Here is a 25,581-nt window from a genome sequence, read left to right as displayed (position 1 = left end):
TATTTTTTGAGTAGACGGTTTCACTCGCGTGAAGGGACATCTCTGTGGATGTTATACCCTGCAGGCCTCGCGGGAGTGAATGTGTAATTGATAATGATTTTGATAAGCATTACTAATCAGTGCGACGTTTTAGCATTCATTAATTCAAAAATAAATACATTTATTTACATTGGATTCAAAATTGCTACACGATGATTACAATTTGAGCGGTGAACGACGTGAACAGTAGGTAGCAAACTGCATTCGGGGTGAATGCAGTTGGGCTAAGGTGAGGGACTACTTATAGATAGTTGCGCTGCCGTACATCTGGTTTTTACCGCCCGCAGAATTGACGACAAAGCCTTTTGCGCCTTGCTCTTTCGCTTTCTCTGCCAGCTTGTCTTCGAGATCGCTCAGGTTAGAAGCTCCGGTAGCGAAAACAGTGCCGGAAGCTTGTAGCTGGCCGGTTTGAGGGCTGGTGTAGGGCTGTGCAGCAAAGGACGCAAATGTCATGCCGGTCAGTACGGTAGCGGCAAGGAATGTGAGGCATTTCTTCATGGTGATATCCTCTGAGAAACAACAGGTCGTGCCTGATAAGTTTAGGCCGTCAGCGGATGACATTTACCGCAAAAAACTGGTGATGAGCCGTCTGTTTTTTGAACAATCAGCAAGCCATCAAATAGGTATAAAAAAAGCAAATTTCCTTGCTGTGTGTTTACCGCGTGGCGTTATGCGGGTATCTTACGCCGCTGTTAAAAGGAGAATGCTATGTCCCCCCAGAAACCGGGATTACACCCACGTAACCGCCACAATGGCCGTTATGATCTTGCGACTTTATGCCAGGTTACACCCGAGTTGACGCAATTTCTCACCCTCACGCCGGGCGGCGAGCAGAGTGTTGATTTCGCGAATCCGCAGGCAGTGAAGGCGCTCAATAAAGCACTGCTGGCGCATTTTTATGCGGTGAAAAACTGGGATATTCCAGACGGTTTTCTGTGCCCGCCGGTTCCTGGTCGCGCTGACTACATTCACCATCTGGCCGACCTGTTAGGTGAAACCAGCGGAACCATTCCGGCAAATGCGAGCGTGCTGGACGTGGGAGTTGGGGCAAACTGTATTTATCCGTTGATCGGCGTGCATGAATATGGCTGGCGATTCACCGGTAGTGAGACCAGTAGCGAAGCGTTTAACAGCGCTCAGGCGATCGTAAATGCCAATCCGGGGTTAACTCGTGCTATTCGTCTGCGTCGCCAGAAAGATGCTACGGCAATCTTCAACGGTATCATTCACAAGAATGAGCAATATGAAGCCACATTGTGTAACCCGCCTTTCCATGATTCTGCGGCTTCAGCCCGCGCCGGAAGCGAGCGCAAACGTCGTAATCTGGGGCAGGATAAAGATGATGCGCTGAACTTTGGCGGGCAGCAGCAGGAGCTGTGGTGTGAAGGCGGTGAAGTGGCGTTCATCAAAAAAATGATCGCCGAAAGCCAGGCCTTTGGCCGTCAGGTGATGTGGTTCACCACGCTGGTTTCGCGCGGTGAGAATTTGCCTCCGCTGTACCACGCGTTAACGGATGCGGGTGCGGTGAAAGTGGTTAAGAAAGAGATGGCCCAGGGGCAAAAGCAGAGTCGCTTTATTGCCTGGACCTTTATGGATAACGATCAGCGTCGCCGTTTTATGGCGCGTAAACGCTAAAGCGTTGGCTCGGTTGGCGGCAGCGGTTCGCTTGCTGCCGACGCAGGGCCATTCACCGGTGCAGGCAAAACCTGATACGTCTGTACCGGCGCGCGTACGTTGGCCAGATCGAAGTATTTCTTCACCTGGCTGTCGAGCGCGAAACGTACCGTCCACTGTTTCAGCGGTAATGTGGTAAATGAGACCCGTAGCGTGAAGGCCGTATTGGTTAACCCCACAATCCCGGCAAACGACGGTTCGCCAATAATCAGCCCGCGAATATCGTCCTGTTCCATCACTGCAGCCACAGCGTCTTTCAACGCCTGATTCGCTTTATCTGCATCCTCATGGCGGTCTACGTCGTAATTGGCGACGACCGATCCAATCCCGCGTACAAAGTTGGCGAAGGTCGTTATCGATGACCAGGGAATGATATGGTACGCCCCAGTGTCCTGACGGACGCCCACAGAGCGGATGGACATCCGTTCAACCGTACCGGTGAGTGGACCGATGGTCACCAGGTCGCCGGTGTTCATGCCATTTTCGAACTGAATAAAGATCCCGGTAATAATATCTTTTACCAGCGTTTGCGAGCCGAAAGAGATAGCCAGCCCCAGCGCCCCGGCCCCGGCCAGTAAGGGCGCGATATTGACGCCAATTTCGGATAGCACAATCATGATGGTGATCGTGCTGATGATCACCGCCAGCGCGTTGCGAAACAGCGTCAGCAGGGTGCGGGTACGGGCGCTGGGGAGCGGGCGGCCGTGAATATCGGAAGCCAGACGATTTTCAATCAGGCTGGCAAGGATCGTCCAGCCGATGGCGGAGAAGAATAAAATCAGCGCGATACGGATCAGGATATCCACCGTTTTTTCTCCTGCGCCGTAATGCAGCCAGTTCCAGAAGTCGAACAATCCCCAGGCATTCAGTAGCAGCATTACCGCGACGCACACCGTCAGGATCCTGGCTACGCTTAACGCCGTCGACAGCCAGCCATTCAACCGTTTTTGTAATTCCGGATAGCTGCGCTGGGTGTGTGGAGAAAGGGTAATGGTCTTGGCTATCCAGCGGGAAAGCATACCGGAAACAAAAGCGGCGATCCCAATGATCACCAGGCTGCGCAGCGTAGCGCCCATCATGAATTTCAGGCTGTTGCCAGGATCAAACAGCGAGAAGAAAAACAGCACAATGAAGTAGGCGCTGGCCAGCCAATGCCATACCAGTGCAAAGGCGCGGATAAACAGGCTGAAAAACGCTAACGATCTTTCCGCCAGATTCAGCAAATGCTGCGTTATCTCTTTCTTGTTTCTGAAAATCAGGTACAGCGCCCATAGGGTGATACACAGCATGATGATGACATTGGCCATCGCGCCGACCTGCACGTTGACCTGATTCGAGATAATGGGAACGGCAACGATAAGTCCGTATCCAATCAGGCTGCTCAATGAACTTAAACGGCGATTCCAGTAGCGCGCACCGGCATCCTGAATGTTAAACGGGCGCAGTTCGGCCACCGTTGGGCAAAATATCAGGCGTAGAATGGCTTTGAAGAACTCAATCAACGCAAAGGCATTGAGAAACAGACTTTGCTGAAAGGCGATAGTGCGGCTACCTGCGTTCATTCTGTCGCTCAGAATCTGCCCGACAAACAAAGTCAGCGCCAACAGAAGCAAATCGATAATGAATGCGCCGATGATCATCGCCGGAAGCTGGAGCCAGTTGCTGCGTTCGCGGTTTTTCCGTCGTGCCCATTGCCCCATTTTGCGATACAGCGGCAGCGCGCACAGGCGAAGCAGCCAGAAAAAACCGAACACTGACGCCGCCAGCATTAAAAAATGGGTCAGGGCATTGGTGAACGTTTGCGGGTTGAAGGTCTTGTGTGGTGCATCGGTAATATTGCGGTAAAGCTGAGCAAAGCGGCTGGAGAGCGCCTCACCGTAGTGGCGGGTGACATCCGTGACGTTTTCCAGCACCGTTTTTTCTTCCGTTAACGTGGGCGGAACAATGGTTGGCACCGGCTCGGCAGGGGGCGCTGTCGCCACTTTGCGTAACTGACCGATCAGTTCCTGGCGCGAGGCGTCATTTTCCAGCACATCAGCCAGTGCGCCGTAGGCCGCTTTCTTCTGTTCAACATCCGGCTCTTTCGCCGGCGCGGTTTGCGCGTTGGTTGACGTTGGCGTAGTGACGCCAGGTATCGTCACCGCCTGAGTCGGGAGACTCACCAGACAAACAAAGATGAACAGGATCCAGCGCATGACTCCTCCCATGAGAAAATAAATTCAAAAGGATAAGTATAGATGTCAGGGCGGGGGAGAAATGAAATGAGAGGATTCTGGTGAAAAACCTCCCTTCAGGCGAAGGGAGGGAGAGCTATCAGGAAACGTGCTGCAAGAATTCCTGTAAACGTTGGCTGGGCGGATTTTCAATCAGGGCCTGCGGATTACCGTCTTCGGCAATACGTCCCTTATCGATGAAAATCAGGCGTGAAGCCACTTTTTCGGCAAAGCCGATTTCGTGGGTCACAATGACCATGGTCATCCCTTCCTCCGCCAGATCCTGCATAACTTTCAGAACTTCGTGGCGCAGTTCCGGGTCCAGCGCTGAGGTTGGCTCATCAAACAGCATCATTTTCGGCTTCACCGCCAGCGCACGGGCGATCGCCACACGCTGCTGTTGACCGCCAGACAGTTCAGAAGGATAGTGATGCGCACGCTCGGCCAGACCTACTTTCGCCAGCAGTTCTTTAGCCAGTTTCTCGGCCTGTTCTTTATTCGCACCGCGTACGCGCTGCGGTCCGAACATGACGTTTTCCAGCGCCGTCAGATGCGGGAACAGGTAGAACTGCTGAAACACCATCCCGGCTTCCTGGCGGATTAACCGCTCGTCTACCTTTGGATCGTTTACCTTCAGACCGTCGACGATCAGATCGCCAGAGGTTATCTCTTCCAGTTTGTTAATGCAGCGCAGCAGGGTTGATTTACCGGACCCGGATGGTCCGATAATTACCACCACTTCGCCCTGCTGAATGTTCAGGTCAATATTGTGCAGCACCTGGGTTGGGCCAAAGTGCTTAGAAACGTTTTTAAATTCAATCACAGGATTTTCATCCTTCTTTCCAGACGACGCAGAATGAAGCTCAGTACCAGCGTAATGATCAGATAGAACACCGCAACGGCGCTCCAGATTTCCAGTGCGCGGAAGTTACCGGCAATGATTTCCTGGCCCTGACGGGTCAGTTCAGCGACGCCAATGACAATAAACAGCGAGGTATCTTTAATGCTGATGATCCACTGGTTGCCCAGCGGTGGCAGCATACGACGCAGCGCGAGAGGTAAAATAACGTGGCGGATAGTCTCTGTACGTGAAAGCCCAAGCGCCAGTCCGGCTTCGCTGAATCCTTTATGGATTGAGAGCACCGCGCCGCGGGTGATTTCCGCAATATAGGCGCCGGAGTTGATCATGATGGTGACAACGGCGGCGCTAAAGGGATCAATGCGTAAATCGTTAAATGCCATTGGCAGGGCAAAGTAAATAAACATCACCTGCACAACGATTGGCGTACCGCGAATGACTTCGATAAACACCAGCGCTACGTGGTTGGCTATCCAACCGCCGAAAGTACGCGCAAACCCTGCTGCAAGCCCGATTATCAGACCGCCTGCCAGACCGAGGACCGAGATCCACAGGGTCATTTTGGCGCCTTCAATCAAAAGCGGGATGGCGGGCCAGATGGCACTCCAGTCAAACTGCATATTTCGTTCCTGTTACCGTGGTGAGAAAAGTAATGAGCCATAACGCGATGACTCAAAATTGCAGGCCCGGCGGCGCTGGCGCTACCGGGCGTTACAGAACGTTCTTGTTATTTAGGTTCGGTACCGAACCATTTTTTGTAGATTTCGTTGTATGTGCCGTTCTCTTTCAGCGTTTTCAGCGCGCCGTTCACTTTCTCACGCAGTTCATCGCTGCCTTTCGGGAAGGCGATACCGTACTGCTGGGCTTCCAGGGATTCGCCTACTGCTTTGAACTGACCGTTGCCAGCGGTTTTGATGAAGTAAAGAATGTTTGGCGTGTCGTGCAGCACGGCGTCTGCGCGGTTGGTGCCCAGTTCCATATATGCGTTATCGATATTCGGGAACTGACGCAGATCTTTGGTTTTGATGTTAGCTTTCGCGTAATCAACGGAACCCGTGCCGCTCTTCACAGCGACGACTTTACCATCCAGATCTTTCACGCTTTTCACGTCGTTATTATTCGCTTTGACCATCACTAACAGACCGCTTTTGTAGTAGCCGTCAGAGAAGTCGATCGCTTTCTTACGCTCATCAGTGATGGTGATACCCGCCAGCGCCAGGTCGATATTCTTGGTTTGCAGAGCCGGGATGATGCCGCTGAAATCCATTGGTTTCAGTTCATAATCCAGCTTCAGTTCTTTGGCCACGGCAGCCCACAGATCCACATCAAAACCAACGTATTTGTCACCCTGTTTGAATTCGAACGGTACAAATGCGGTGTCGGTTGCGACAACCAGTTTCTTATCTGCGGCATGGGAGGACACCGCAAAAGCCAGGGTAAGTGCAGCCAGTGAGACTTTTAATACAGACTTCATAGGATTTCCTTTTATATCCACGGGGCGATCCCCTGCGAGAACATATGGCTTAATGAAAAAATCGTGCCAGTTTTGCAACTCATTGTTTTAACAAGAGGGTGTCTCGTTTCTCTGCACAATAAGTAGGGCAAAGCGGGTAATCTGCACTGTTTTGGGGCACTCATTTGGTGCGTACCTGACACGGTGCAAACGGTATGACTATTTAGCGTAAAAATTGTTGATAAAACAATCTTTCGTTAACGATTGTGTGAAGTGATTATTACAAATAATTTACTTTGGAGTGACGAACGATCAATGTCATGCACCATAGATGTGCAAAACCCCCGCCAGGGCGAGGGTTATATAGGTAATTCTTATGTCTGCTGTTATTCAATGTTGGCTTCGATAAACCACAGGAATTTGTCGAGGTCGCGTGAAGCGGCGGTGAAGATATCTGCTGTATCTTCGTCTTTTGCTTCGCTAATGGCTTTACGGACGCTGTTAGCGACGACGGCATAACGATCGGCCAGCTCTTTTAAGTGGTCCTGTACGCTATGGATATCCAGCGGATAGCTTTTCAGAGGCGTTTTGCTGTTAATAACCTGGGTGGTACCCAATGCCACACCGCCTAACTGTACGGCGCGCTCAGCCATGGTATCGAGGTGGTCGGTCAGGGCAGTACGGAAGCCATCGAGCATTTCATGCACAGCAATGAAGTTCGCGCCGCGCATGTTCCAGTGAGCCTGTTTGGTGATCAAAGACAGGTCGATGAACTGGATCACTTGCTGATTCAGCAGCTCTACGGTCGCTTTCTTTTCGCTATCTGTTACATCGTTGCGGGTATAAAGGAGGGCAGATGCTTTTGTTTTTACCAGTTTTGCGGTACTCATATTTTCATATCCTCTTGATAATTATGTCCCAGCTCTTCAACGGGAATAAGTATAGCGTGAATTTTGGATTTATTTTTCTGGTGTTACCTATCACTTTAATAGCGAAGAGAGGGGTTGGTTTGAAATAACCAATAAAATCATATGGATATGATGGTTATTAATGGAGGTGTGTTATTGTTATGTTAATGTAAAAATTTCAAGAAATATGCAGATGAGAAAATTATATTTATTAGAATAATTATCACGCAGATTTACGATTGGATATTCTGCATGATTATGCAAACCATGCAGAATATTAAGTGGTTAATTCACGTCAACTTGCTTAATTTGTGGTTCTTTGCGAATAGTGAGCGTCGAACCCATTGATGCGACAATAATGGCGCCCAGAGCGAGCGTCTGGACAAGCGTCAGCGTTTCACCGAGGAAGATCATTCCTGAAACCGCAGCCAGTGCAGGTTCCATACTCATCAGAGTACCAAAAGTGCGTGTTGGCAGCCGCGTCAACGCAATCATCTCCAGCGAGTAGGGAAGCGCAGTGGAGAGGACCGCAATGGCCAGGCCTAACGGCAGAATGGACCAGTGCCACAAGGCATCCCCAGCCTGGAGCGCGCCGATGGGTACAAAAATCAGCGCCGCAATTAATGACCCTACCGCAACGGTCGCCGGACCATGTTCCGCGCCGGCACGCTGCCCGGTAAGAATATAGATTGCCCAGCAGGCGCCAGCGCCCAGCGCCAGCGCAGCACCGGTTAAATCCACGTGAGAAACGTCCTGACCTAACGGCAGCAGGAACCAAAGTCCGAGTACAGCCAGTGCAACCCAAATGAAATCCACCGGGCGTCGGGATGAAAACAGCGCTACCGCGAGCGGGCCGGTGAACTCCAGCGCAACGGCAATTCCCAGCGGGACGGTCTGGATTGACAGGTAGAAGAGATAGTTCATCCCACCCAGAGACAGACCATAAAACAGCAGCGGCAGGCGTTGTTCTTTGGCGAATCGCAAACGCCAGGGTTTAAAGAAGGCAATAAGGATGAGGGTGCCCAGCGCAAGGCGCAATGCGGTAACGCCCGGCGCACCGACGAGTGGGAATAGCGATTTTGCCAGAGATGCTCCGCTTTGAATGGAGGACATAGCAATAAGCAAAACCAAAATAGGCAACCAGACTGGCGCTTTACGTGACGACCCCGGCATCCTTTCTCCTGTCAAATGATAATTACACGCCTTCATCTGCGCGACGTTGCAAACTTGCTACGACACGGATGACGTGATGTATAGAAAAGTAAAACAGCGAGTGTAATGGAAATACGCACCGCTGGTTGAGTATTCGTTGAAAAAAAAATTGCTCAGTTCCGTACAATGGCATGAAAGTGATGGATTAATAATCTGTGTGATTAGGAATATTCTGGATGAATGTGCCATATTGTGCGCGCAATAATGGCATTTTAGGTTAGAAAAGTGATGTTAATTGAAAGAGATAGCGGGTTTCTGAAACGTTCTGTTACATGAAAGACCCCGTTAGACATCGCGAATCGCAAAGAGTTTCCCATCAATTTTTGGTATATTTAAAACTTAGGATTTACTTGAAGCACATTTGAGGTGGTTATGAAAAAAATTGCATGTCTTTCAGCACTGGCCGCTGTTCTGGCTTTCTCCGCAGGTACTGCTGTAGCTGCGACTTCTACCGTTACCGGTGGTTACGCTCAGAGCGATGCTCAGGGCGCAGCGAACAAAATGAACGGTTTTAACCTGAAGTATCGCTACGAGCAGGACAGCAACCCGCTGGGTGTTATCGGTTCCTTCACTTACACTGAAAAAGATCGTACCGATGCGTCTGGCGACTACAACAAAACCCAGTACTACGGCATCACTGCTGGTCCGGCTTACCGTCTGAACGACTGGGCAAGCATCTACGGTGTAGTGGGTGTTGGCTACGGTAAATTCCAGAACGCAGCATCCCCGGCTGATAACCACACCACCAGTGACTACGGTTTCTCTTACGGTGCTGGTCTGCAGTTCAACCCGATCGAAAACGTTGCTCTGGACTTCTCCTACGAGCAGAGCCGTATTCGTAGCGTTGACGTTGGCACCTGGATCGCTGGCGTGGGTTACCGCTTCTAATCACTTCGGTGATACAAAAAATCCGCCTCTCGGGGCGGATTTTTTTTGTGCGCAATTCAGAGATTAACGAGATTTGATCTCAAAGATGTCGGTACCCAGATGGTTGTAGTCCACCTTCTGCAATTTGAAGTTGGTGATGTACACCGGGCCAGCCTTTTTCTCTGAAATAAAGCGATAGCTGTTGGTGATTTCCTTCGCGCTTATCCCCGTCCACTGCGAGAAAAAGCTGAGGAAATCATTGGCGGAGCGACGGGCTTTAATCACCCGGTGTGCTTTATCATCGCTCGACAGCACCATAAATGGTACCTGGAAATTCTGCTGGAACTGATCGTCATGCGCCAGGTACTGCACCTCTTTCCCCCGCTCTTTAAACGCGAGGCCATGATCGGAGAAATAGACCATTGAGAAGCTGTTACCGCTGTTACGTAACTGATCGTAAAGCTGGCGCAGCAGGTCATCCGTCTGCGTCATGGTGTACAGATAGCAAGATGTCTCTTTTGACTGGACGAAAGTCTCGTATTTACCCTGTGTACGGTCGCAGGCCTGCGGATGCGAGCCCATTAAATGCAGCACGATAAGCTGTGGCTGAGTGCGCTCGGTTGCCAGCACCTGGGCGGTCATCTTCAACAACGCTTCGTCACGGGTATTTTTATCCGCTTCGAAATCACCGCTTTTGAGGAACTGAACTTCATCAGCTCGCTTCGCAATGCTGGCGATGGCCGTATCGTATTCACCAATCTGTCCCTGATTGGAGAACCACCACGTCTGGAATCCCGCGCGGTTGGCCAGAGTGACAAAGTTATCCTGGAACTGGGGTTTATTGTCGACCACCCGATTTAGCGTAAGGCCGAGTGATTTTTGTGTCGAACCGCTTGCCGCGATGTAATCCGCGAAGATGTAGCCGTTAACGGAACTGGCAAACGGGGTGTTATCCCAGTGACCGCCAAAAGCGCCTAACGCATCGCGGCGGGCGCTTTCGCCGATGACCACCACGTAGGTATGATACTTCGGCTTCACGGCGGTTACCGTCCAGCTGTCTTTCACGCTCGCCAGCTTCGCCATACGCTCTTGTTCGTCGAGCACTTCGTTGTTATTAACGATAACGTCCTTGGCAAAGCGGAAAACCGGATAGCCGGTGTCTTTCAGCTTGAACACGCCGCCCCAGGCCAGGTTTTGCACCGGGGTCACAAAGAACGCGACTATGCTGAACAGCAAACAAATGCTGTCGAACTTATTCCAGCTACGCTGCTGCACCTCTTTTTTACGGCGTACGGCGATAACCCCGAGGGCGAAAATAAACACCCCAACCAGATAACTGTACCAGGGGAAGATAGTCAGAATTTCAGTAGACTCTTCCATATTGGTTGAGTGCAGCGCCAGCAAGGTATTGAAGTTCGGCGAACCGTAAGCCTGGCCAAACGGGAAGTACATTGCCGCTATCAGCGAGCAAATGCCAATCAGCACTTTCTGCGCACGCGGCGCGCTGCGCCACAGCAGCATCAATATACAGGTGAAAGCAACGCTATAGAGCAGGCTAAGCGGATAGCCCAGCGCAAGGTTGATCAGCAGAGACTGTAAGAAATAGAGGCCAGTCCACGGACTAATCGCCCGGCTACGAGCAATGATTGAATCTTTGAGGGTTAAATTCATATGCCACTGTTACAAAAACGCCATGTGCTTACCCTGGCGCTAAGGGTCATTGCCTGCCTGAGAGAGCGAGAAGGGGGATAGGGTCCGCATCCGCGAGCCGCAATATATGCAGGGCTGCGAAAAGATAGAGTGTGTGCAAGAGAAGGTCAACTACTACTAAGAAATTGTTTTGCGAGGGGCGTGGCAAAACTGACAAAAAGAAGGGTTATTGGCACGAAAACGATCACCGTATCCGAGTTACGGCAGGAAAATGAAGCGGCGTGCCGCGACGCCGCATTATTTATCTGCAGGTTTATCCTGCTCTGGTTTGCTGTTAATCATGTCGCACAGCATAGAGATCAGCATTAACCGTACTTTAAAGGGAGAGTGGCTAAACACGCGTATACACCTCTTAAATTCATTCATATAAACCTCCTGACTTCACGATCCCATCAGTCCTTGAGGGATGTCTTTATTATATACAGATATAGCACAGGCTATATTATATAGCTATTGCTAAAACGTTAATTTTTTGTGCCCACGCAACTCTGGTTTACAATGAGCGTTCTCTAATCAGATGCCGTTAACGCGTCACAGTAACGAGGAAGCAGAATGAGTCGTCGCGCAGGTATGCCAACAACAAAAAAAGTGACGCAATTGGTGAATGTCGAAGAACACGTTGAAGGATTTCGTCAGGTCCGGGAGGCACATCGCCGTGAGCTGATTGATGACTACGTAGAGCTGATTTCCGATCTCATTATTGAGGTGGGTGAAGCGCGCCAGGTAGATATGGCAGCACGGCTTGGGGTTTCCCAGCCGACGGTTGCTAAAATGCTTAAGCGTCTTGCTTCAGTTGGGTTGATTGAAATGATCCCCTGGCGGGGCGTGTTTTTAACCGCAGAAGGTGAGCGACTGGCTCAGGAGAGTCGGGAGCGTCACCAGATTGTGGAGAACTTCCTGCTGATGTTAGGTATCAGCCCGGAAATTGCCCGTCGCGACGCGGAGGGAATGGAGCATCACGTCAGTAAGGAAACGCTGGAGGCTTTTAGCCGGTTTACGCAACAGCAAGGCACAGGCTCTGAATGAGTTTTCCTTTACTACGCGCCTTACAGCGCGATCGCTTTTTTCAGCTGTTAATCATCGTCGGGGTTGTACTGAGCCTGTTCGTGCCGTTTACGCCAAGGTCGTGGCCGGGGGCGATAGACTGGCACACGATCATTACGCTTAGCGGCCTGATGTTACTGACCAAAGGCGTGGAGCTAAGCGGTTACTTCGATGTGTTAGGGCGCAAGATGACCCGGCGCTTTAACACCGAACGTCAATTGGCGATATTTATGGTGCTGGCGGCGGCCCTGCTGTCGACGTTTCTGACCAACGATGTTGCGCTGTTTATTGTTGTTCCGCTGACGATCACCCTGAAAAAATTGTGCGCCATTCCTGTAAATCGCCTGATTATCTTTGAGGCGCTGGCGGTAAACGCCGGATCGTTGCTCACGCCAATAGGTAATCCGCAAAACATTCTGATGTGGGGACGCTCCGGCTTATCGTTTACCGCGTTTACCTGGCAGATGGCGCCGCTTGCGGGGGCCATGATGCTGACATTGGTGGCGCTGTGCTGGTTCAGTTTCCCGCATAAAGCATTGCATTATCATACCGGTACGCGCGCGCCTGACTGGCAACCGCGCCTGGTGTGGAGCTGTCTGGGGCTGTATATCATTTTCCTGGCGGCACTGGAGTTAAAACAAGAGCTGTGGGGCCTGGCGATCGTCGCGGCAGGATTCATGGTGCTGGCTCGCCGCGTGATCCTCAGCGTGGATTGGACGCTGCTGTTGGTGTTTATGGCGATGTTCATTGATGTGCACTTGCTGACGCAACTCCCGGCCTTGCAGGAGATTACCCACCAGATTGTCACGCTTTCAGCGCCGGGGCTTTGGTTGACGGCCATTGGCCTGTCGCAGTTTATCAGTAATGTTCCCAGCACGATTTTGCTGCTGAACTACGTCCCGCCAACGCTGCTGCTGGCCTGGGCGGTCAATGTGGGCGGTTTTGGGTTGTTGCCGGGATCGCTGGCGAATCTTATTGCTTTACGGATGGCAAACGATCGACGGATCTGGTGGCGTTTTCATTGGTATTCGGTGCCGATGCTGATATGGGCGGCGCTGGTAGGGTATGGTTTATTGCAGGTGATGTAAGGATTGTGTCCGATGGGGCTGGCGCTTATCGGGCCTACAGGTTAAGTAGGCCCGATAAGGCGAAAGGGCAGTTTTGATGCTTAGTTCAGACGAACCGGCATACCTGAACGGTTCTGTACCGCCTGCTCAACGACGGCCTGATCGACGTCAGACTGACCGGTGATGCTGGTAATGCTCTTGTTCAGCGTAATCGGTACGATTTCCCCGCCTTCGAACTGTGCTTCAGTGGTAGACAGTGGGTTGTGTACCTCGATGTAACGGCTGCCGTCTGGTTCAGTCGTGGCTTTTACCGGCTCATCGATAAACTGTACGCGGGTGCCGACCGGCACATTTTCAAACAGGAATTTGATGTCGTCGTTACGCAGACGCACGCAACCGTGGCTGACGCGTAAGCCGACGCCGAAATTAGCATTGGTGCCGTGGATGGCGTACAGGCGACCGATATACAGCGCGTACAGGCCCATCGGGTTATCCGGACCTGCCGGAACAACAGCTGGCAGCGGTTCGCCCGCAGCGCGGTATTCCGCATGCATTTTTGCCGTTGGCGTCCAGGTTGGGCCCGCTTTTTTACGTTCTACTTTGGTGGTCCAGTTGATTGGCGTGTCTTTGCCCAACTGGCCAATACCGATCGGCAGAACAATAACGGTGTTGGTGCCTTTCGGGTAGTAATACAGACGCATTTCAGCGCTGTTAATAACAATACCTTCATGCACGGTATCCGGCAGGATCAATTGCTGAGGTATGTTCAGTACGGTGCCGCCCTTTGGCAGGAAGGTATCCACGCCCGGGTTGGCTTCCAGCATATTAGACAGACCCATCTGATACTCCGCCGCAAAATACTCCAGCGGTTGGGTGTTGCCTTCAGGAATAGTGATGACCTGGTTTTGGCCGATCAAACGGCTGCCATCGGTAGGCAGCGGGTACGTGACGGCAGAAGCGGTGTTACAAAAACCAACTATTGCGAGTGCCGCCGCGAAAAGCGTTGTTAATTTCATATTCATGTTCATGTATGCGAGATTCAGTGCCAGGCAGGCTAGTGGGTTGAGATTTATGTAGTGTTGGGCACGCATTATATGTGCAATCTGAGCAACAAGGAATTCGGATGTGTACTAAATCACATTTTTTTCCTTTTGCTTTCACTTTATCCCTTCAGCATCAAGGCGCGATCTTATTGCAGACTTATGGCATAATAAGCGGTTCGTCACATATTTCTTTCTCTTTCAGGATACGCCAGTGTTAGTTTCCAGCAACGTCACCATGCAGTTCGGCAGTAAGCCGCTGTTTGAAAATATTTCCGTCAAATTTGGCGGCGGCAACCGTTACGGCCTGATTGGCGCGAACGGTAGCGGTAAATCCACTTTTATGAAAATTCTCGGCGGCGACCTCGAACCGACGCTGGGCAACGTTTCCCTCGATCCGAACGAGCGCATTGGTAAGCTGCGTCAGGATCAGTTCGCCTTTGAAGAGTTCACCGTGCTTGACACCGTGATCATGGGTCACGGTGAACTGTGGGAAGTAAAGCAGGAGCGCGATCGCATTTACGCCCTGGCCGAAATGAGCGAAGAAGACGGCTATAAAGTTGCTGACCTTGAAGTTCAGTATGGCGAAATGGACGGCTACTCTGCGGAAGCGCGTGCGGGTGAACTGCTGCTGGGCGTAGGTATTCCGGTAGAACAGCATTACGGCCCGATGAGCGAAGTCGCCCCCGGCTGGAAGCTGCGTGTGCTTCTGGCACAGGCGCTGTTCTCTAACCCGGACATTCTGCTGCTTGACGAACCAACGAACAACCTGGATATCGACACCATCCGCTGGCTGGAGCAGACGCTGAACGAGCGTGACAGCACCATGATCATCATTTCGCACGACCGTCACTTCCTGAACATGGTCTGTACGCACATGGCGGATCTGGACTACGGCGAACTGCGTGTTTATCCGGGTAACTACGACGAATATATGACGGCGGCAACCCAGGCGCGTGAACGTCTGCTGGCCGATAACGCCAAGAAGAAAGCGCAGATTGCCGATCTGCAATCCTTCGTCAGCCGCTTTAGCGCCAACGCATCTAAATCTCGTCAGGCGACTTCTCGTGCGCGTCAGATTGATAAGATCAAGCTTGACGAAGTGAAGGCGTCCAGCCGTCAGAACCCGTTCATCCGCTTCGAACAGGATAAGAAACTGTTCCGTAACGCGCTGGAAGTGGAAGCGCTGACGAAAGGGTTTGATGAAGGTCCGTTGTTTAAAAACTTTAACCTGCTGCTGGAAGTTGGCGAGAAAATTGCCATTCTGGGTGCCAACGGGGTGGGTAAATCAACCATGCTGAAAACGCTGGTCGGCGAATTACAGCCGGATAACGGTACCGTGAAATGGTCTGAAAACGCCCAGGTTGGTTACTACGCGCAGGATCACGAGTACGAATTCGAAAACGATCTGACGGTCTTCGAGTGGATGAGTCAGTGGAAACAGGAAGGCGATGATGAGCAGGTAGTACGTAGCTTCCTTGGTCGCTTGCTGTTCAGCCAGGACGATATCAAGAAACCTGCTAAAGTGCTGTCCGGTGGTGAAAAAGGACGCATGCTGTTCGGTAAGCTGATGATGCAGAAACCGAATATTCTGGTAATGGATGAACCGACCAACCACCTGGATATGGAATCTATCGAGTCGCTGAATATGGCGCTGGAAATGTACCAGGGCACGCTGATCTTCGTTTCTCACGACCGTGAGTTCGTCAGTTCGTTGGCAACCCGCGTGATAGAAATTACGCCGGAACGCGTAATCGACTTCACCGGTAACTACGAAGATTACCTGCGTAGTAAAGGTATTGAATAAGTCTCTCCCCGCACTTTTCTGAAAAAAAGCTCTGCTTATTAATCTTAGCCACAATTGTGGCTAAGATACTTTCCATAACTACCTACACAGGGAAAGGAAATAAGTCAGATGGAACCGCTTTCTTTAGCCAATCTTAAATTAAACTTACTAAGTTTAAACAACAGCAACGAGCATCCTTTCATTTTACGTGAAGATGGCGATGATATTGTTGCATCCTGGAATATCGTAGATGCTGAGTGGATAGATTACTTCAGTCAATACGGATTGCAAAAACAATATGAGTTAAGACTGTTCTTCGATGAAAGTAAAAAGCAGATTAGCTATCGGGAAAAAACTACCGATGTGGAGTGGGATGCAGATTTGGGTGGGTTCAGATTGAGCAAATCTGTCCAAATCGGGCAACGTCTTGAGTTTTCTGCTGGGGGATCCTTGGGTAAAAAAGAAGATGGTAGCTTTGGTAAAATTGATGGCTACAAATTTGCATCAACGGAAATTACCGACCCTGTTTTTGATATGGTTCGTGATGCTGGATGGCAGGTTCGTGGTGTGTTAGCAGACAAGAAAAAAAGGAAATTTGTTATTGCGGGAGCGGTGATTGCCGCACTAATTATTTTTATTGGTATTGGCACTTTCCTTTTTTCCACGATGGGTGATTTGAAGGATGCTGCGCGAACAGAGATAGATTTGCTCCGCGATGGACAATATGTTCAGGCTTATCAGGCAAGCTCTTCTTTTCTGCAAAGAAAAATGAACAGCGAGGATTTTAAGCTTGTAACCGAGTTTGTTCATTTTGATGATATTAGCGAATACAGTTTCGATAGTTTCAATGTAGTAAATGATGTTGGTTCTTTGTCTGGAAGCGTAGAGTTTAAAAACGGAGAGTCTGGCGAGATTAACGTTACAATGCTCAAAGAAAATGATAAATGGAAACTGGCAGCAGTATCAATAGAATAAAAAAGTATCCGGTTTTTGTCATGTAGTGAAGAAAACCGGACTGTTTTAAAGGCGTTGGAAGGGGACGGATTATTCCATCCCCAGCGCACGCTTGCCATGGATATTCAAATCATCCAGCGTGAAGCGTCCTTCCCAGTGAGTTTCATAATCCTCGCGTGGGAAATCACCCGGCGATACGCCTTTTTCCAGCGCGGCCTTCACTTTATGGGCGTAGGCCAGATTCTTTTCGCACATCGGTGCGGCAGGGATGTACATCACGTTGCCCCAACCCTGCTGATTTTCTACCGGCGCGACGGAGTGGATCACATCACAATGCCACCAGACGGAGTCTCCGGCGTCCAGTTGCGGAATGCTGGTTAACGCTTCAATCAGCAGCGGATGCCATTGCGCAGAAATCGGCAGAACTCTGCCGGGCGCTACGCCGCAAAGTTCATCTTCCGGCACATCGTCAAGCAATGGACGTAACAGTACCCAGGCCATCGCTTCAGGGATAGGGACCACGTGCAACAACCCCTGACCTGGCAGCATATCAGAGAGAGCAGTCCAGCCCTGGAAGGTACGGAATACTGAACATTTGGTGGTGTTATCCACCGTGTACTCTTCTACTTCAGTGCGATGCGCGGCCTGCCACGGGTCGTAATCTTCCAGCTTACCATTGAAAACATTAGCAAAGACCTGCTGATATGCCGGTAGAAGCCAGCGTTCCAGCGCACCGGAATCCGTATGCGCGCCCAGCCCTTTGGACGTCGTTCCCGGTGGACGACGGCGTATGCGGTCGGGGTAGATAACGCTGACATCCGGGTTAAACCATTGCTTACCTTCGCCTGCAAATGTCCAAAGACGGTTGAGAAATGACTGCGCATTTGCCATTTCTTCACTCTGACGGGCCTGCATCTGCGCCTGGGACCAGTAGATGGGGTAGATTTCAGGCCGCGATGCGCTCAGGGTACCAAAGAAATTATCACCCGGTCCTTGGTAAACGTCGTCAAAATGGTTGCGGTCCAGATAGTCCAGCATTGACCTATCCCACTCGAGGGCTTGTTCGCGAGAGAAATGGCCTTTAATGACCGCGCATCCGCGACGCTTAATTTCTTCACGCTGCTCAGTACTCACGCGGCCCGCCTTGATATCCGCATAGGACAACACAGGCCATACTGGAGAGCCTTGCGCTTTGAGGTCGTTGATTTCCGCCACGCGATTAGCAATGGCCTCGCTCAACTGATTGAAAATCAACTGAACATCTCCAAGCTGTTCACGCAATTGCTTTTTCATCTGCCGGATTGCCGCTTTGTGATCGGTGGGCAACGTGTCGCTGGTAAAAGTAAAAGCCATATCCACCTCGCATTAACTTTCATTCGAAACTTATTTAACTTACAGGTGATAATATAAGTTAAAATTTAGTTAACGCAAGTTTAAAATTTGATGGTGTGAGAAACATGAAAAAGCGTGGAAACCGGGGCAAGGGGATACCCCGGTTGGGCAGGATTAGCAATTAAAAGGGGAAGTGTTATCCAGCACCGCCTGAATCACGTTCAGCGCGCCCTGATGGTTATTGTCGTCGGTCTGATAGCGGGCAATCGATTTGATACTCTCTGCCGCGTTGGCCATGGCGAAAGAGTAGCGCGCCATTTTCAGCATTTCTGCGTCATTGCCGCTATCGCCAATGGCGACCACGTTTTGCGGGGATAGGTTCCAGCGCTTTAGCAGACGGCTGATTCCGTTGGCTTTATGCAAGCCTGGAATGATCAGGTCAATAAACCCAAAGCCGCTGGTGACGGGTTTCATTATACCGTCAAGGGCAGAATGAAGGTGATCGATCACTAATGGGATTTGTTGGTCCGGTAAATTCAGCGAGAACTTGAACAGCACATCATCGATGTCCTGATAATCCTTCACGGGTTTCAGGCGATGGTAGTGTTTTGACATCAATGCGACAAAGGACTCGGGGGCATTTTCGCTAACGTAGGCGCTTTGCAGGCCGCAAGCCACAAAGTTGAGATGCGTATCTTTGAGCAGTTCGCCAATGACAATGCGGGATTCGTGGCGGGTCAGCTCACCGTGAAACAGCTGTTTGCCATGTTCAAAGACGAACGCCCCGTTCTCGGCAACAAAAGAGATCTCATCTTTGAGTTCCGGGAAAAAGGAGATCAGTTGGTAATACTGATTGCCGCTGGCCACGACAAATTCAATATCCCGTTTTTTCAGTTCCTGATACTGCGCCATAAAACGTGCATGATCGTATTTTTTGGCGTCGTCGAGAAAAGTTCCGTCCATATCAGTGACGATAACTTTGATGGTCATACTTGCTCCTGGCTCATAACTGCGACCAGAAACATTTTAATAACAATGTGAGCTAAAGCACAAATTTATTTCATTCGAAAGAAGAATACCCGGCAAGCGAAATGCCGCCGGGTAAGGGGGATTACAGCATATGTTCAGTACGTGCGATGATATCGTCCTGCGCATCTGGAGACAGCGCGGTGAAGAAGGCCGAATAACCTGCTACACGGACCACCAGGTCACGATACTGATCCGGGTGCTTTTTGGCTTCCAGCAGCGTTTCACGGGAGACAATGTTGTACTGAATATGCCAGCCTTTGTGCTCCTCAAAGAAGGTACGCAGCAGGATCATCAGCTTTTGCTTATCGGATTCATTCTCCAGCGTGGCCGGGTTCAGCTTCTGGTTTAACAACACGCCGCCGAGGATTGAACCGGTCGGCAGTTTACCCACCGAGCCAATTACCGCTGTTGGGCCGAGATGGTCCGTTCCGGAAGCCGGGCTTGCGCCTTCTGCCAGCGGAGTGTGCGCTTTACGACCATCCGGCGTGGCCATCGTTGCCGCGCCAAACGGTACGTTTGCGGAGATCGATGAGGTACCCGCGTAGTAATTGCCGCCAACCGGGCCACGTCCGTAACGCGGATTATGATACTGTTTCAACTCATTGATATAGGTCTGATAAGCGCGGGCCAGCAGCGTATCAACGCTATCGTCATCGTTGCCGTATTTCGGTGCGCCGTTAATTAGCCGCTGGCGTAATTGTTCGTGGGTCAGACCGTCAAAATCGTCGGCCAGCGCGGCGGCCAGCTGTTGCTGACCGATAGCGCCTTGTTCAAAGACCAGTTTCTTCACCGCAGCCAGGCTGTTGCCGAGGTTGGCAATACCCACCTGCAAACCCGATACCCAGTCGTATTTCGCGCCGCCTTGCTTAATGCTTTTCGCGCGTTCAATACAGTCATCTACCAGCGCAGAGCACAGAATATCGTGTACGTTCTCTTCCAGCATGGTGTCGACGACATACTCAATTTCGATAGATTTACGCGTGTAGTAGCGAATCTGCGCATCCCAGGCGTCCATCACTTCGTCGAAATTGTTGAAGTTACCAGCCGAGAGCGCTTTTTCCTGTGGCAGAAATACTTTACCGCTGGTGGCATCGCGACCACCTTCCAGCGCTGCCAGCATCACGCGGGCAAAGTTAATAAAGCTCATACCGGTACAGCGGTAGCCCCATTTGCCGCCAACGGCGGTTTCGATGCAACCAATGGCCGCATAGTCATAGGCGTCCTGCGGTTCAATGCCAAGCTTAATGAATTCAGGTATGACGATTTCGTCGTTATTAAAGGCAGGCATCCCGAAGCCGCAGCGGATCACCTGTACACAGGCATCCAGGAAATCATTACTCATCCCTGCATGATAACGCACGCTCAGGTTTGGCTGAGTAGAACGCAGGCGACCGCAGGATTCCAGAATGGCGTAAGAGAGCGGATTGACGGCATCCATTGCCTGACCGTTGACCAGGTTTTGGCCACCAATGGTCACGTTTTGATACAGCGGGCTACCCGCCGAGGCTTTCGAATGGGAGCCGGAGCGGATTTTGTTCACTTCCAGCAGTTTCAGCCAGCAGCTGTGTAGCAGCTCAATGGCGTGCTCACGATCGAGGCTCTGGTTCAGTTCTACGTCACGACGGTAGAACGGATAGAGGTACTGATCCATGCGACCAAACGACACCGAGTGACCATTTGATTCAATTTGCAGGATCAACTGGATGAAATAGCACAACTGTAGCGCTTGCCAGAACGTTTTTGGCGGCTCATGGGCGATCACATCGCAGTTGTCCGCCATGGTCAGCAGTTCATCACGACGACTGGCGCGAGTTTCCGTGGCCGCCATTTTACGTGCCAGCGCGGCAAAGCGCTCAATGTGCAGACTGACGGCCTCCAGCACGATATCAATCGCTTTCAGAAACTGATCGCCATGGAGGTCTTCCAGACATGTCAGATTGATGCGGGAACGACGTTCATCAACTTTGTGGCGCAGGCCGTCGAGACCTTTTTCCAGCAGCAGCGGGAAGTTTACCGCCAGGTGTGCGTCACCGGAGGTCATGTTACCTTCGGCTTTGATAATGCCGGTTTCCAGCAGCCCTTTCTGCTCGTCAGTAAACATTCCGTAGCAGCGATCCTGCACGGTCTGACCACGCCACCATGGACACACCTCGTGCAATACGCGTTTGTTCTCTTCGCTTACCGCAAAGCCCGCGCCCGGCCTGTCGGCGAGGTCATCGATCTCTTTTTCAATCCACGACACGGTGTATTCCGGGAAGATTGGCGCGGCACGCACTTCGCTTGCCTGGTTACCAATGATCAGTTCGTCATGCTTGATCCAGATGGTGCGTTCCGCCAGATGATGGGCCAGCGCCAGCGCGCGGCGAACCGGGATAGGTTTATCCAGATGCTGTTGGTACATCTCGGTATAGTGCTGGGCGCGCTCGGTACAAACCGGCGGCTTCACGATGTGAATCAGGGCCGTTTTATGCGCTTTGATACGGTCGCTGAGTGTGTCCAGTTTCAGAGTGGTCATGGCGATTATCCTCGTAGGGTCGCGGTTAAACCTTTCAGGCTGGCGTACTGCTGGGCAAATTCGAGCAGCGCAGGCGCATCAAGCGGTTTATCCGGTGCGTTGTAGGGTTGACTGAGTAAGTGGTATTTGTTGATGCCCAGCGTGTGGTAGGGCAAAAAATGGATCTCATCGACGTGAAGCTCGTCGGCAGCAAAATCGGTAATGGCCTGAATAGCGGCTTCGTCAGCGTTGAACCCCTGAATCAGGGGGACGCGGATAACCATTTTTTTACCGGCGGCGGCCAGTTTTTTCAGATTTTCCAGTACGCGAGAGGCGCTGCCATCGGTCCACTGTTTAAACGGCGCGTCGGCGACATGTTTTAAATCGGCCAGGAACAGGTCGACGTCAGGTAATGACGGTTCAATATACTTCCACGGGACATGCAGACAGGTTTCAACCGCTGTATGAATACCTGCATCGTGGCTGGCTTTGAGCAGCGCTGCCGCCAGTTCTGGCTGCATAAAGGGTTCACCGCCAGACAGGGTGAGACCCCCGCCGCTGCGATCGTAAAACGGTTTATCACGCACTACGGTCGCCATGATGTCGTCCACGCTTTTTTCCTCTCCGCAGACGGTCAGCGCCTGGGTTGGACAGCAGTGGGTCAACGCCGTGAGCGCATCATCGGTCAGTTTTTCGCGATGAATCAGCAATCCGCTCAGCGCGCGTTCAATCACCTTCGGTGCGGCCTGAGCACAGAGATCGCAACCGTCGAGGCACAAACGCGCGTCATAGAGCAGATCCTGCGTGCGGGCGCGGCTTTCCGGATTCTGGCACCACCGACAGCCCAGAGAGCATCCCTTAAGGAACACCACGGTACGGATACCGGGACCATCATGTGTGGAATAGCGCTGGATATTGAAAATCATAAGCGGCCTCTCATCTTTCGTATAAATATTAAATTACTTTCGAATGAAAGTTATATTGACGTACGTCAACTAACCGTGAGGTTTCGCCGTGCTACCTTTTATTCATGCTAATTATTCGTTTGAGGAAAGGTTATGGAACTCTATTTAGATACGTCTGACGTTGACGCGGTAAAAGCTCTGGCGCGGGTTTTTCCGCTGGCAGGGGTGACCACTAACCCAAGCATTGTGGCGGCAGGTAAGCAGACGCTGGACGTGTTACTGCCGCAACTGCAGGAAGCGATGGGAGGGGAAGGACGCTTGTTTGCTCAGGTAATGGCGACCACCGCCGAAGGCATGGTCAGCGATGCGCGTAAGCTGCGGGCAATCATTGCGGATATCGTGGTCAAAGTGCCGGTCACGGCAGAAGGTCTGACGGCCATTAAATTGCTGAAAGAAGAAGGGATCCCGACGTTGGGTACCGCGGTATACGGCGCTGCTCAAGGGCTATTAGCTGCGCTTGCGGGGGCCGAATACGTTGCGCCATACGTTAACCGTGTGGATGCGCAGGGGGGGGACGGCATTCAGACGGTGACCGATCTGCAGACCTTACTGAAAATGCATGCCCCGCACGCCAAAGTACTGGCCGCCAGTTTTAAAACGCCGCGTCAGGCGCTGGATTGCCTGCTGGCAGGCTGCGAGTCCATCACGCTGCCGCTGGATGTCGCTCAGCAGATGATTAGCTCTCCGGCCGTTGATGCTGCCGTAGCGAAGTTCGAGCACGACTGGCAGAGCGCATTTGGACGCACTTCTCTGTAAGTCTGTTTTGCCGGATGGCGGCTGACACCTTATCCGGCCTACACAATGCGCTGTTGTAGGCCTGATTGGAGGCATTAGCATCGCCCTCTGGCAAATAGTGCGGTGCCGACGATTTCTCTGCTAACTCCCGCAGACCTCACAGGTGGGATTGCGCATCAGCTTCATTTCGCGAAACTGGCAGGTCATGGCGTCGTACATGACGATTTTTCCTGAAGCCGGTTTACCGTAGTTAGCCAGTAGCTTAATGGCTTCCATCGCCTGTAACGAGCCGATCACGCCGATCAGCGGGGCCATCACTCCGGCCTCTACGCAGGTCAGGGCGTTTTCACCGAACAGACGGCTCAGGCAACGGTAGCAGGGCTCTCCTTCCTGGTAGGTAAATACGGTAATTTGTCCTTCCATGCGAATTGCCGCACCGGAAACCAGCGGAATCCTGGCGGCGAAGCATCCGGCATTCAACTGATTGCGGATGCTGACATTATCCGTACAGTCCAGCACCAAATCGTGTTCGGTAATAAGCGTGTGAATCTCGCTCTCGTCCAGCAGCGCATTCACCGGCGTAATGGCGATATAAGGGTTAATCCGCGCCAGTGCGTCGCGGGCGGATAATACTTTTGGCTGTCCAACGGTCGCATCGCTGTGCAGCGTCTGGCGCTGGAGGTTCGACACGGAGACCGTGTCAAAGTCGAGCAAGGTTAAATGCCCGACGCCAGCGCCTGCAAGGTACTGAGTTGCTGCGCATCCCAGTCCCCCCACACCAACAACCAGTACCCGCGCCTCCTTGAGCGCTTCCTGACCTTCGAAATCGAAGCCGCGCAGAATGATTTGCCGGTTATAGCGCATCATCTCCTGGTCGCTGAGTTCTGCCATTACAGGCCTCCAAACAGTGCGTTAAACGGCTCGACCTCAACCCATTCGCCGGCTTCGACGTTACCGCGATCGCGCTCCAGCACGATAAAACAGTTACCCTGGCTAAAAGAGCTAAAAATATGCGAGCCCTGGTGCCCGGTAGTGGTGACTTCCAGTTCGCCTTCAGCGGTACGCTGCAATACACCGCGCTGAAAATCCAGACGGCCAGGTGTTTTCTTCAGGCGTGAGGCGGTGCGCACGCGCTGGCGAGGCGGTAGTCCACAGGCGGTGTTGCCGCTGAGTTTCGCCAGGAGCGGTTGTACCAGTTGATAGAAGGTGAGGGCCGCAGACACTGGATTACCCGGCAGACCGCAAAACCAGCTGTTGCTCAGTTTGCCAAACGCGAACGGTTTGCCCGGTTTGATGGCCAGCTTCCAGAAGGCAATTTCTCCCAGCTCTTCCAGAATAGTTTTAGTGTAATCCGCTTCGCCTACTGAAACGCCGCCGGAGCTGATGACGACATCGGCCTGGCTGTCGGCTTCGATAAACGCGGCACGCAGCGCGTTGGGATCGTCGCGAATAATCCCCAGGTTGATCACTTCGCAGCCCAACTGTTGCAGCATCAGGTGAACGGTCAGACGGTTAGTGTCATAAATCTGCCCGTCTCCCAGCGGCTGACCTGGTAACTGCAGTTCATCACCGGTGGAGAACAGCGCCACGCGGACTTTGCGCACAACGGGAGCATCGGCAACACCGAGCGAAGCCAGAACGGGAAGCTCGCCGGTTGTCAGGCGAGTCCCGGCGGGAAACACCACCGCGCCGTTTGCAATATCTTCACCGCGCAGACGAATATTTTGCCCGCGGCGGACTTCGGCAGTAAAACGCACCCCGTCGTCAGTTTGTTCCGTTTGCTCCTGCATCACCACCGCTTCACAACCAGCTGGCACCGGGGCGCCGGTCATAATACGGATGCAGGTTCCCGCAGGCCACTCGCCATGGAAAGGCTGACCGGCAAAGGCTTTACCCGCCACCGCAAGCGGCTGATCAGATTGTAAATCGGCTAATCGTACCGCATAGCCATCCATTGCTGAGTTATCGAATCCCGGTACATCAATGGGGGAGACAACGTCGGTAGCCAGAATACGGCCAAAGCATTGAACCAGCGGCAGCGTTTCGACGGCGGTGAGCGGGGTAATACGCGAAAGCATCTGAGAGAGAGCCGTTTCAAGCGGCATCAGTCCGGCGGTAAATTCCATGAGAAGACTCCTGCGGGGCAAAATCGAATCTGCTCATTATGTCAGAAAATGGACGCGGGCAGTATGCTACCTCA

The 25,581-nt window shown here is 51.9% G+C and carries 23 protein-coding genes; 7 read left to right on the top strand and 16 right to left on the bottom strand.

Features of this window, described 5'->3' with window-relative positions; genetic code table 11:
- Positions 1–276 precede the first annotated feature (276 nt).
- Positions 277–537 carry a DUF1471 family periplasmic protein McbA gene (gene mcbA / locus ABIE10_RS07080; RefSeq protein WP_016152367.1) on the bottom strand — a complete coding sequence of 87 codons (261 nt, stop codon included), beginning with the start codon at positions 535–537 and terminating at the stop codon, positions 277–279.
- A 210-nt stretch (positions 538–747) separates the two neighbouring features.
- On the opposite strand from mcbA, the gene rlmF reads away from it, so the two are divergent.
- Positions 748–1,674: a 23S rRNA (adenine(1618)-N(6))-methyltransferase RlmF gene (gene rlmF, locus ABIE10_RS07075; protein WP_016152368.1), complete on the top strand. Its 927-nt coding sequence runs from the start codon at positions 748–750 to the stop codon at positions 1,672–1,674.
- Here the strand turns inward: rlmF and ybiO are convergent.
- From ybiO to rhtA, 6 genes are all read right to left on the bottom strand, one after another.
- Positions 1,671–3,908, bottom strand: a complete 2,238-nt coding sequence (ybiO, locus tag ABIE10_RS07070) for a mechanosensitive channel protein (RefSeq protein ID WP_049043042.1) — start codon at positions 3,906–3,908, stop codon at positions 1,671–1,673. The genes rlmF and ybiO overlap by 4 nt on opposite strands.
- Positions 3,909–4,026: 118 nt before the next feature.
- The gene (gene glnQ / locus ABIE10_RS07065) at positions 4,027–4,749 is read right to left on the bottom strand and encodes a glutamine ABC transporter ATP-binding protein GlnQ (RefSeq protein WP_003035246.1); all 723 of its coding nucleotides are present in this window, start codon (positions 4,747–4,749) and stop codon (positions 4,027–4,029) included.
- On the bottom strand, positions 4,746–5,405 hold the full coding sequence (glnP, locus tag ABIE10_RS07060; RefSeq protein WP_003035248.1) for a glutamine ABC transporter permease GlnP: 660 nt from the start codon (positions 5,403–5,405) through the stop codon (positions 4,746–4,748). Before glnP ends, glnQ begins: the two co-directional genes overlap by 4 nt.
- 107 nt (positions 5,406–5,512) lie before the next feature.
- Complete coding sequence (gene glnH / locus ABIE10_RS07055; RefSeq protein WP_016152370.1) at positions 5,513–6,259, bottom strand: glutamine ABC transporter substrate-binding protein GlnH; 747 nt, start codon at positions 6,257–6,259, stop codon at positions 5,513–5,515.
- A 365-nt stretch (positions 6,260–6,624) separates the two neighbouring features.
- A complete protein-coding gene (gene dps, locus ABIE10_RS07050) occupies positions 6,625–7,128 on the bottom strand; it encodes a DNA starvation/stationary phase protection protein Dps (protein ID WP_006685362.1) in 504 nt (167 codons plus the stop codon).
- Positions 7,129–7,431: 303 nt separating this feature from the next.
- Positions 7,432–8,319, bottom strand: a complete 888-nt coding sequence (gene rhtA, locus ABIE10_RS07045) for a threonine/homoserine exporter RhtA (RefSeq protein ID WP_016156069.1) — start codon at positions 8,317–8,319, stop codon at positions 7,432–7,434.
- 411 nt (positions 8,320–8,730) lie between these two features.
- Here rhtA and ompX point away from each other — a divergent pair, with 411 nt between their 5' ends.
- Positions 8,731–9,246, top strand: coding sequence for an outer membrane protein OmpX (gene ompX / locus ABIE10_RS07040; protein WP_016152372.1), 516 nt, complete (start codon positions 8,731–8,733; stop codon positions 9,244–9,246).
- Positions 9,247–9,309: 63 nt separating this feature from the next.
- On the opposite strand, the gene ABIE10_RS07035 is transcribed toward ompX, so the two are convergent.
- A complete protein-coding gene (locus tag ABIE10_RS07035) occupies positions 9,310–10,896 on the bottom strand; it encodes a phosphoethanolamine transferase (protein WP_131380983.1) in 1,587 nt (528 codons plus the stop codon).
- Between the two features lie 276 nt (positions 10,897–11,172).
- The gene (gene mntS, locus ABIE10_RS07030; protein ID WP_016152374.1) at positions 11,173–11,301 is read right to left on the bottom strand and encodes a manganase accumulation protein MntS; all 129 of its coding nucleotides are present in this window, start codon (positions 11,299–11,301) and stop codon (positions 11,173–11,175) included.
- Positions 11,302–11,487: 186 nt separating this feature from the next.
- On the opposite strand from mntS, the gene mntR reads away from it, so the two are divergent.
- Complete coding sequence (gene mntR, locus ABIE10_RS07025; RefSeq protein ID WP_003831586.1) at positions 11,488–11,961, top strand: manganese-binding transcriptional regulator MntR; 474 nt, start codon at positions 11,488–11,490, stop codon at positions 11,959–11,961.
- Positions 11,958–13,067, top strand: a complete 1,110-nt coding sequence (locus ABIE10_RS07020; protein WP_429155135.1) for an anion transporter — start codon at positions 11,958–11,960, stop codon at positions 13,065–13,067. The genes mntR and ABIE10_RS07020 overlap by 4 nt, the downstream gene beginning before the upstream one ends.
- Before the next feature lie 80 nt (positions 13,068–13,147).
- Here the strand turns inward: ABIE10_RS07020 and ldtB are convergent, their stop codons facing one another.
- Entirely contained in the window at positions 13,148–14,068 is a 921-nt protein-coding gene (gene ldtB / locus ABIE10_RS07015) for a L,D-transpeptidase (RefSeq protein ID WP_003035268.1), read from the bottom strand.
- A gap of 232 nt (positions 14,069–14,300) precedes the next feature.
- Between ldtB and ABIE10_RS07010 the strand changes: the two genes are divergently transcribed.
- Both ABIE10_RS07010 and ABIE10_RS07005 read left to right on the top strand, forming a co-directional pair.
- The gene (locus tag ABIE10_RS07010; RefSeq protein ID WP_049043037.1) at positions 14,301–15,893 is read left to right on the top strand and encodes an ABC-F family ATPase; all 1,593 of its coding nucleotides are present in this window, start codon (positions 14,301–14,303) and stop codon (positions 15,891–15,893) included.
- Positions 15,894–16,001: 108 nt separating this feature from the next.
- Positions 16,002–16,847 carry a hypothetical protein gene (locus tag ABIE10_RS07005; protein ID WP_103766074.1) on the top strand — a complete coding sequence of 282 codons (846 nt, stop codon included), beginning with the start codon at positions 16,002–16,004 and terminating at the stop codon, positions 16,845–16,847.
- A 69-nt stretch (positions 16,848–16,916) separates the two neighbouring features.
- Here ABIE10_RS07005 and ABIE10_RS07000 read toward each other — a convergent pair whose 3' ends face one another.
- The 4 genes from ABIE10_RS07000 to ABIE10_RS06985 form a co-directional block, all read right to left on the bottom strand.
- On the bottom strand, positions 16,917–18,179 hold the full coding sequence (locus ABIE10_RS07000) for a DUF1479 domain-containing protein (protein WP_429155132.1): 1,263 nt from the start codon (positions 18,177–18,179) through the stop codon (positions 16,917–16,919).
- Positions 18,180–18,332: 153 nt separating this feature from the next.
- The gene (locus ABIE10_RS06995; protein WP_429155130.1) at positions 18,333–19,148 is read right to left on the bottom strand and encodes a Cof-type HAD-IIB family hydrolase; all 816 of its coding nucleotides are present in this window, start codon (positions 19,146–19,148) and stop codon (positions 18,333–18,335) included.
- A 121-nt stretch (positions 19,149–19,269) separates the two neighbouring features.
- On the bottom strand, positions 19,270–21,702 hold the full coding sequence (locus ABIE10_RS06990; RefSeq protein ID WP_049040697.1) for a glycyl radical protein: 2,433 nt from the start codon (positions 21,700–21,702) through the stop codon (positions 19,270–19,272).
- A gap of 5 nt (positions 21,703–21,707) precedes the next feature.
- On the bottom strand, positions 21,708–22,607 hold the full coding sequence (locus ABIE10_RS06985) for a glycyl-radical enzyme activating protein (RefSeq protein WP_016152383.1): 900 nt from the start codon (positions 22,605–22,607) through the stop codon (positions 21,708–21,710).
- A gap of 132 nt (positions 22,608–22,739) precedes the next feature.
- On the opposite strand from ABIE10_RS06985, the gene fsa reads away from it, so the two are divergent.
- Positions 22,740–23,402, top strand: coding sequence for a fructose-6-phosphate aldolase (fsa, locus tag ABIE10_RS06980; protein WP_016152384.1), 663 nt, complete (start codon positions 22,740–22,742; stop codon positions 23,400–23,402).
- Positions 23,403–23,522: 120 nt separating this feature from the next.
- Here fsa and moeB read toward each other — a convergent pair whose 3' ends face one another.
- Together moeB and moeA are read right to left on the bottom strand one after the other, a co-directional pair.
- Positions 23,523–24,272 (bottom strand): molybdopterin-synthase adenylyltransferase MoeB, encoded by a 750-nt coding sequence (gene moeB / locus ABIE10_RS06975; protein ID WP_016152385.1) that lies wholly within the window; start codon positions 24,270–24,272, stop codon positions 23,523–23,525.
- Positions 24,272–25,507 (bottom strand): molybdopterin molybdotransferase MoeA, encoded by a 1,236-nt coding sequence (gene moeA / locus ABIE10_RS06970; RefSeq protein WP_115190784.1) that lies wholly within the window; start codon positions 25,505–25,507, stop codon positions 24,272–24,274. Before moeA ends, moeB begins: the two co-directional genes overlap by 1 nt.
- Positions 25,508–25,581 lie beyond the last annotated feature (74 nt).

It is taken from the genome of Citrobacter sp. 506, assembly GCF_050434985.1.
Lineage (GTDB): Bacteria > Pseudomonadota > Gammaproteobacteria > Enterobacterales > Enterobacteriaceae > Citrobacter > Citrobacter braakii.
This window is presented reverse-complemented; position numbering and strand designations above follow the sequence as displayed.

Excerpts from the sequence above, each read along its gene's own strand:
- moeB (WP_016152385.1), bottom strand. The coding sequence starts at position 24,272 with ATGGCAGAACTCAGCGACCAGGAGATGATGCGCTATAACCGGCAAATC.
- rhtA (WP_016156069.1), bottom strand. The coding sequence starts at position 8,319 with ATGCCGGGGTCGTCACGTAAAGCGCCAGTCTGGTTGCCTATTTTGGTT.
- rlmF (WP_016152368.1), top strand. The coding sequence starts at position 748 with ATGTCCCCCCAGAAACCGGGATTACACCCACGTAACCGCCACAATGGC.
- ompX (WP_016152372.1), top strand. The coding sequence starts at position 8,731 with ATGAAAAAAATTGCATGTCTTTCAGCACTGGCCGCTGTTCTGGCTTTC.
- dps (WP_006685362.1), bottom strand. The coding sequence starts at position 7,128 with ATGAGTACCGCAAAACTGGTAAAAACAAAAGCATCTGCCCTCCTTTAT.
- ldtB (WP_003035268.1), bottom strand. The coding sequence starts at position 14,068 with ATGAATATGAAATTAACAACGCTTTTCGCGGCGGCACTCGCAATAGTT.
- mntR (WP_003831586.1), top strand. The coding sequence starts at position 11,488 with ATGAGTCGTCGCGCAGGTATGCCAACAACAAAAAAAGTGACGCAATTG.
- glnP (WP_003035248.1), bottom strand. The coding sequence starts at position 5,405 with ATGCAGTTTGACTGGAGTGCCATCTGGCCCGCCATCCCGCTTTTGATT.
- mntS (WP_016152374.1), bottom strand. The coding sequence starts at position 11,301 with ATGAATGAATTTAAGAGGTGTATACGCGTGTTTAGCCACTCTCCCTTT.
- ybiO (WP_049043042.1), bottom strand. The coding sequence starts at position 3,908 with ATGCGCTGGATCCTGTTCATCTTTGTTTGTCTGGTGAGTCTCCCGACT.
- mcbA (WP_016152367.1), bottom strand. The coding sequence starts at position 537 with ATGAAGAAATGCCTCACATTCCTTGCCGCTACCGTACTGACCGGCATG.
- ABIE10_RS07000 (WP_429155132.1), bottom strand. The coding sequence starts at position 18,179 with ATGGCTTTTACTTTTACCAGCGACACGTTGCCCACCGATCACAAAGCG.
- ABIE10_RS07020 (WP_429155135.1), top strand. The coding sequence starts at position 11,958 with ATGAGTTTTCCTTTACTACGCGCCTTACAGCGCGATCGCTTTTTTCAG.
- moeA (WP_115190784.1), bottom strand. The coding sequence starts at position 25,507 with ATGGAATTTACCGCCGGACTGATGCCGCTTGAAACGGCTCTCTCTCAG.
- ABIE10_RS07035 (WP_131380983.1), bottom strand. The coding sequence starts at position 10,896 with ATGAATTTAACCCTCAAAGATTCAATCATTGCTCGTAGCCGGGCGATT.
- ABIE10_RS06990 (WP_049040697.1), bottom strand. The coding sequence starts at position 21,702 with ATGACCACTCTGAAACTGGACACACTCAGCGACCGTATCAAAGCGCAT.
- fsa (WP_016152384.1), top strand. The coding sequence starts at position 22,740 with ATGGAACTCTATTTAGATACGTCTGACGTTGACGCGGTAAAAGCTCTG.
- ABIE10_RS06985 (WP_016152383.1), bottom strand. The coding sequence starts at position 22,607 with ATGATTTTCAATATCCAGCGCTATTCCACACATGATGGTCCCGGTATC.
- ABIE10_RS06995 (WP_429155130.1), bottom strand. The coding sequence starts at position 19,148 with ATGACCATCAAAGTTATCGTCACTGATATGGACGGAACTTTTCTCGAC.
- glnH (WP_016152370.1), bottom strand. The coding sequence starts at position 6,259 with ATGAAGTCTGTATTAAAAGTCTCACTGGCTGCACTTACCCTGGCTTTT.
- ABIE10_RS07005 (WP_103766074.1), top strand. The coding sequence starts at position 16,002 with ATGGAACCGCTTTCTTTAGCCAATCTTAAATTAAACTTACTAAGTTTA.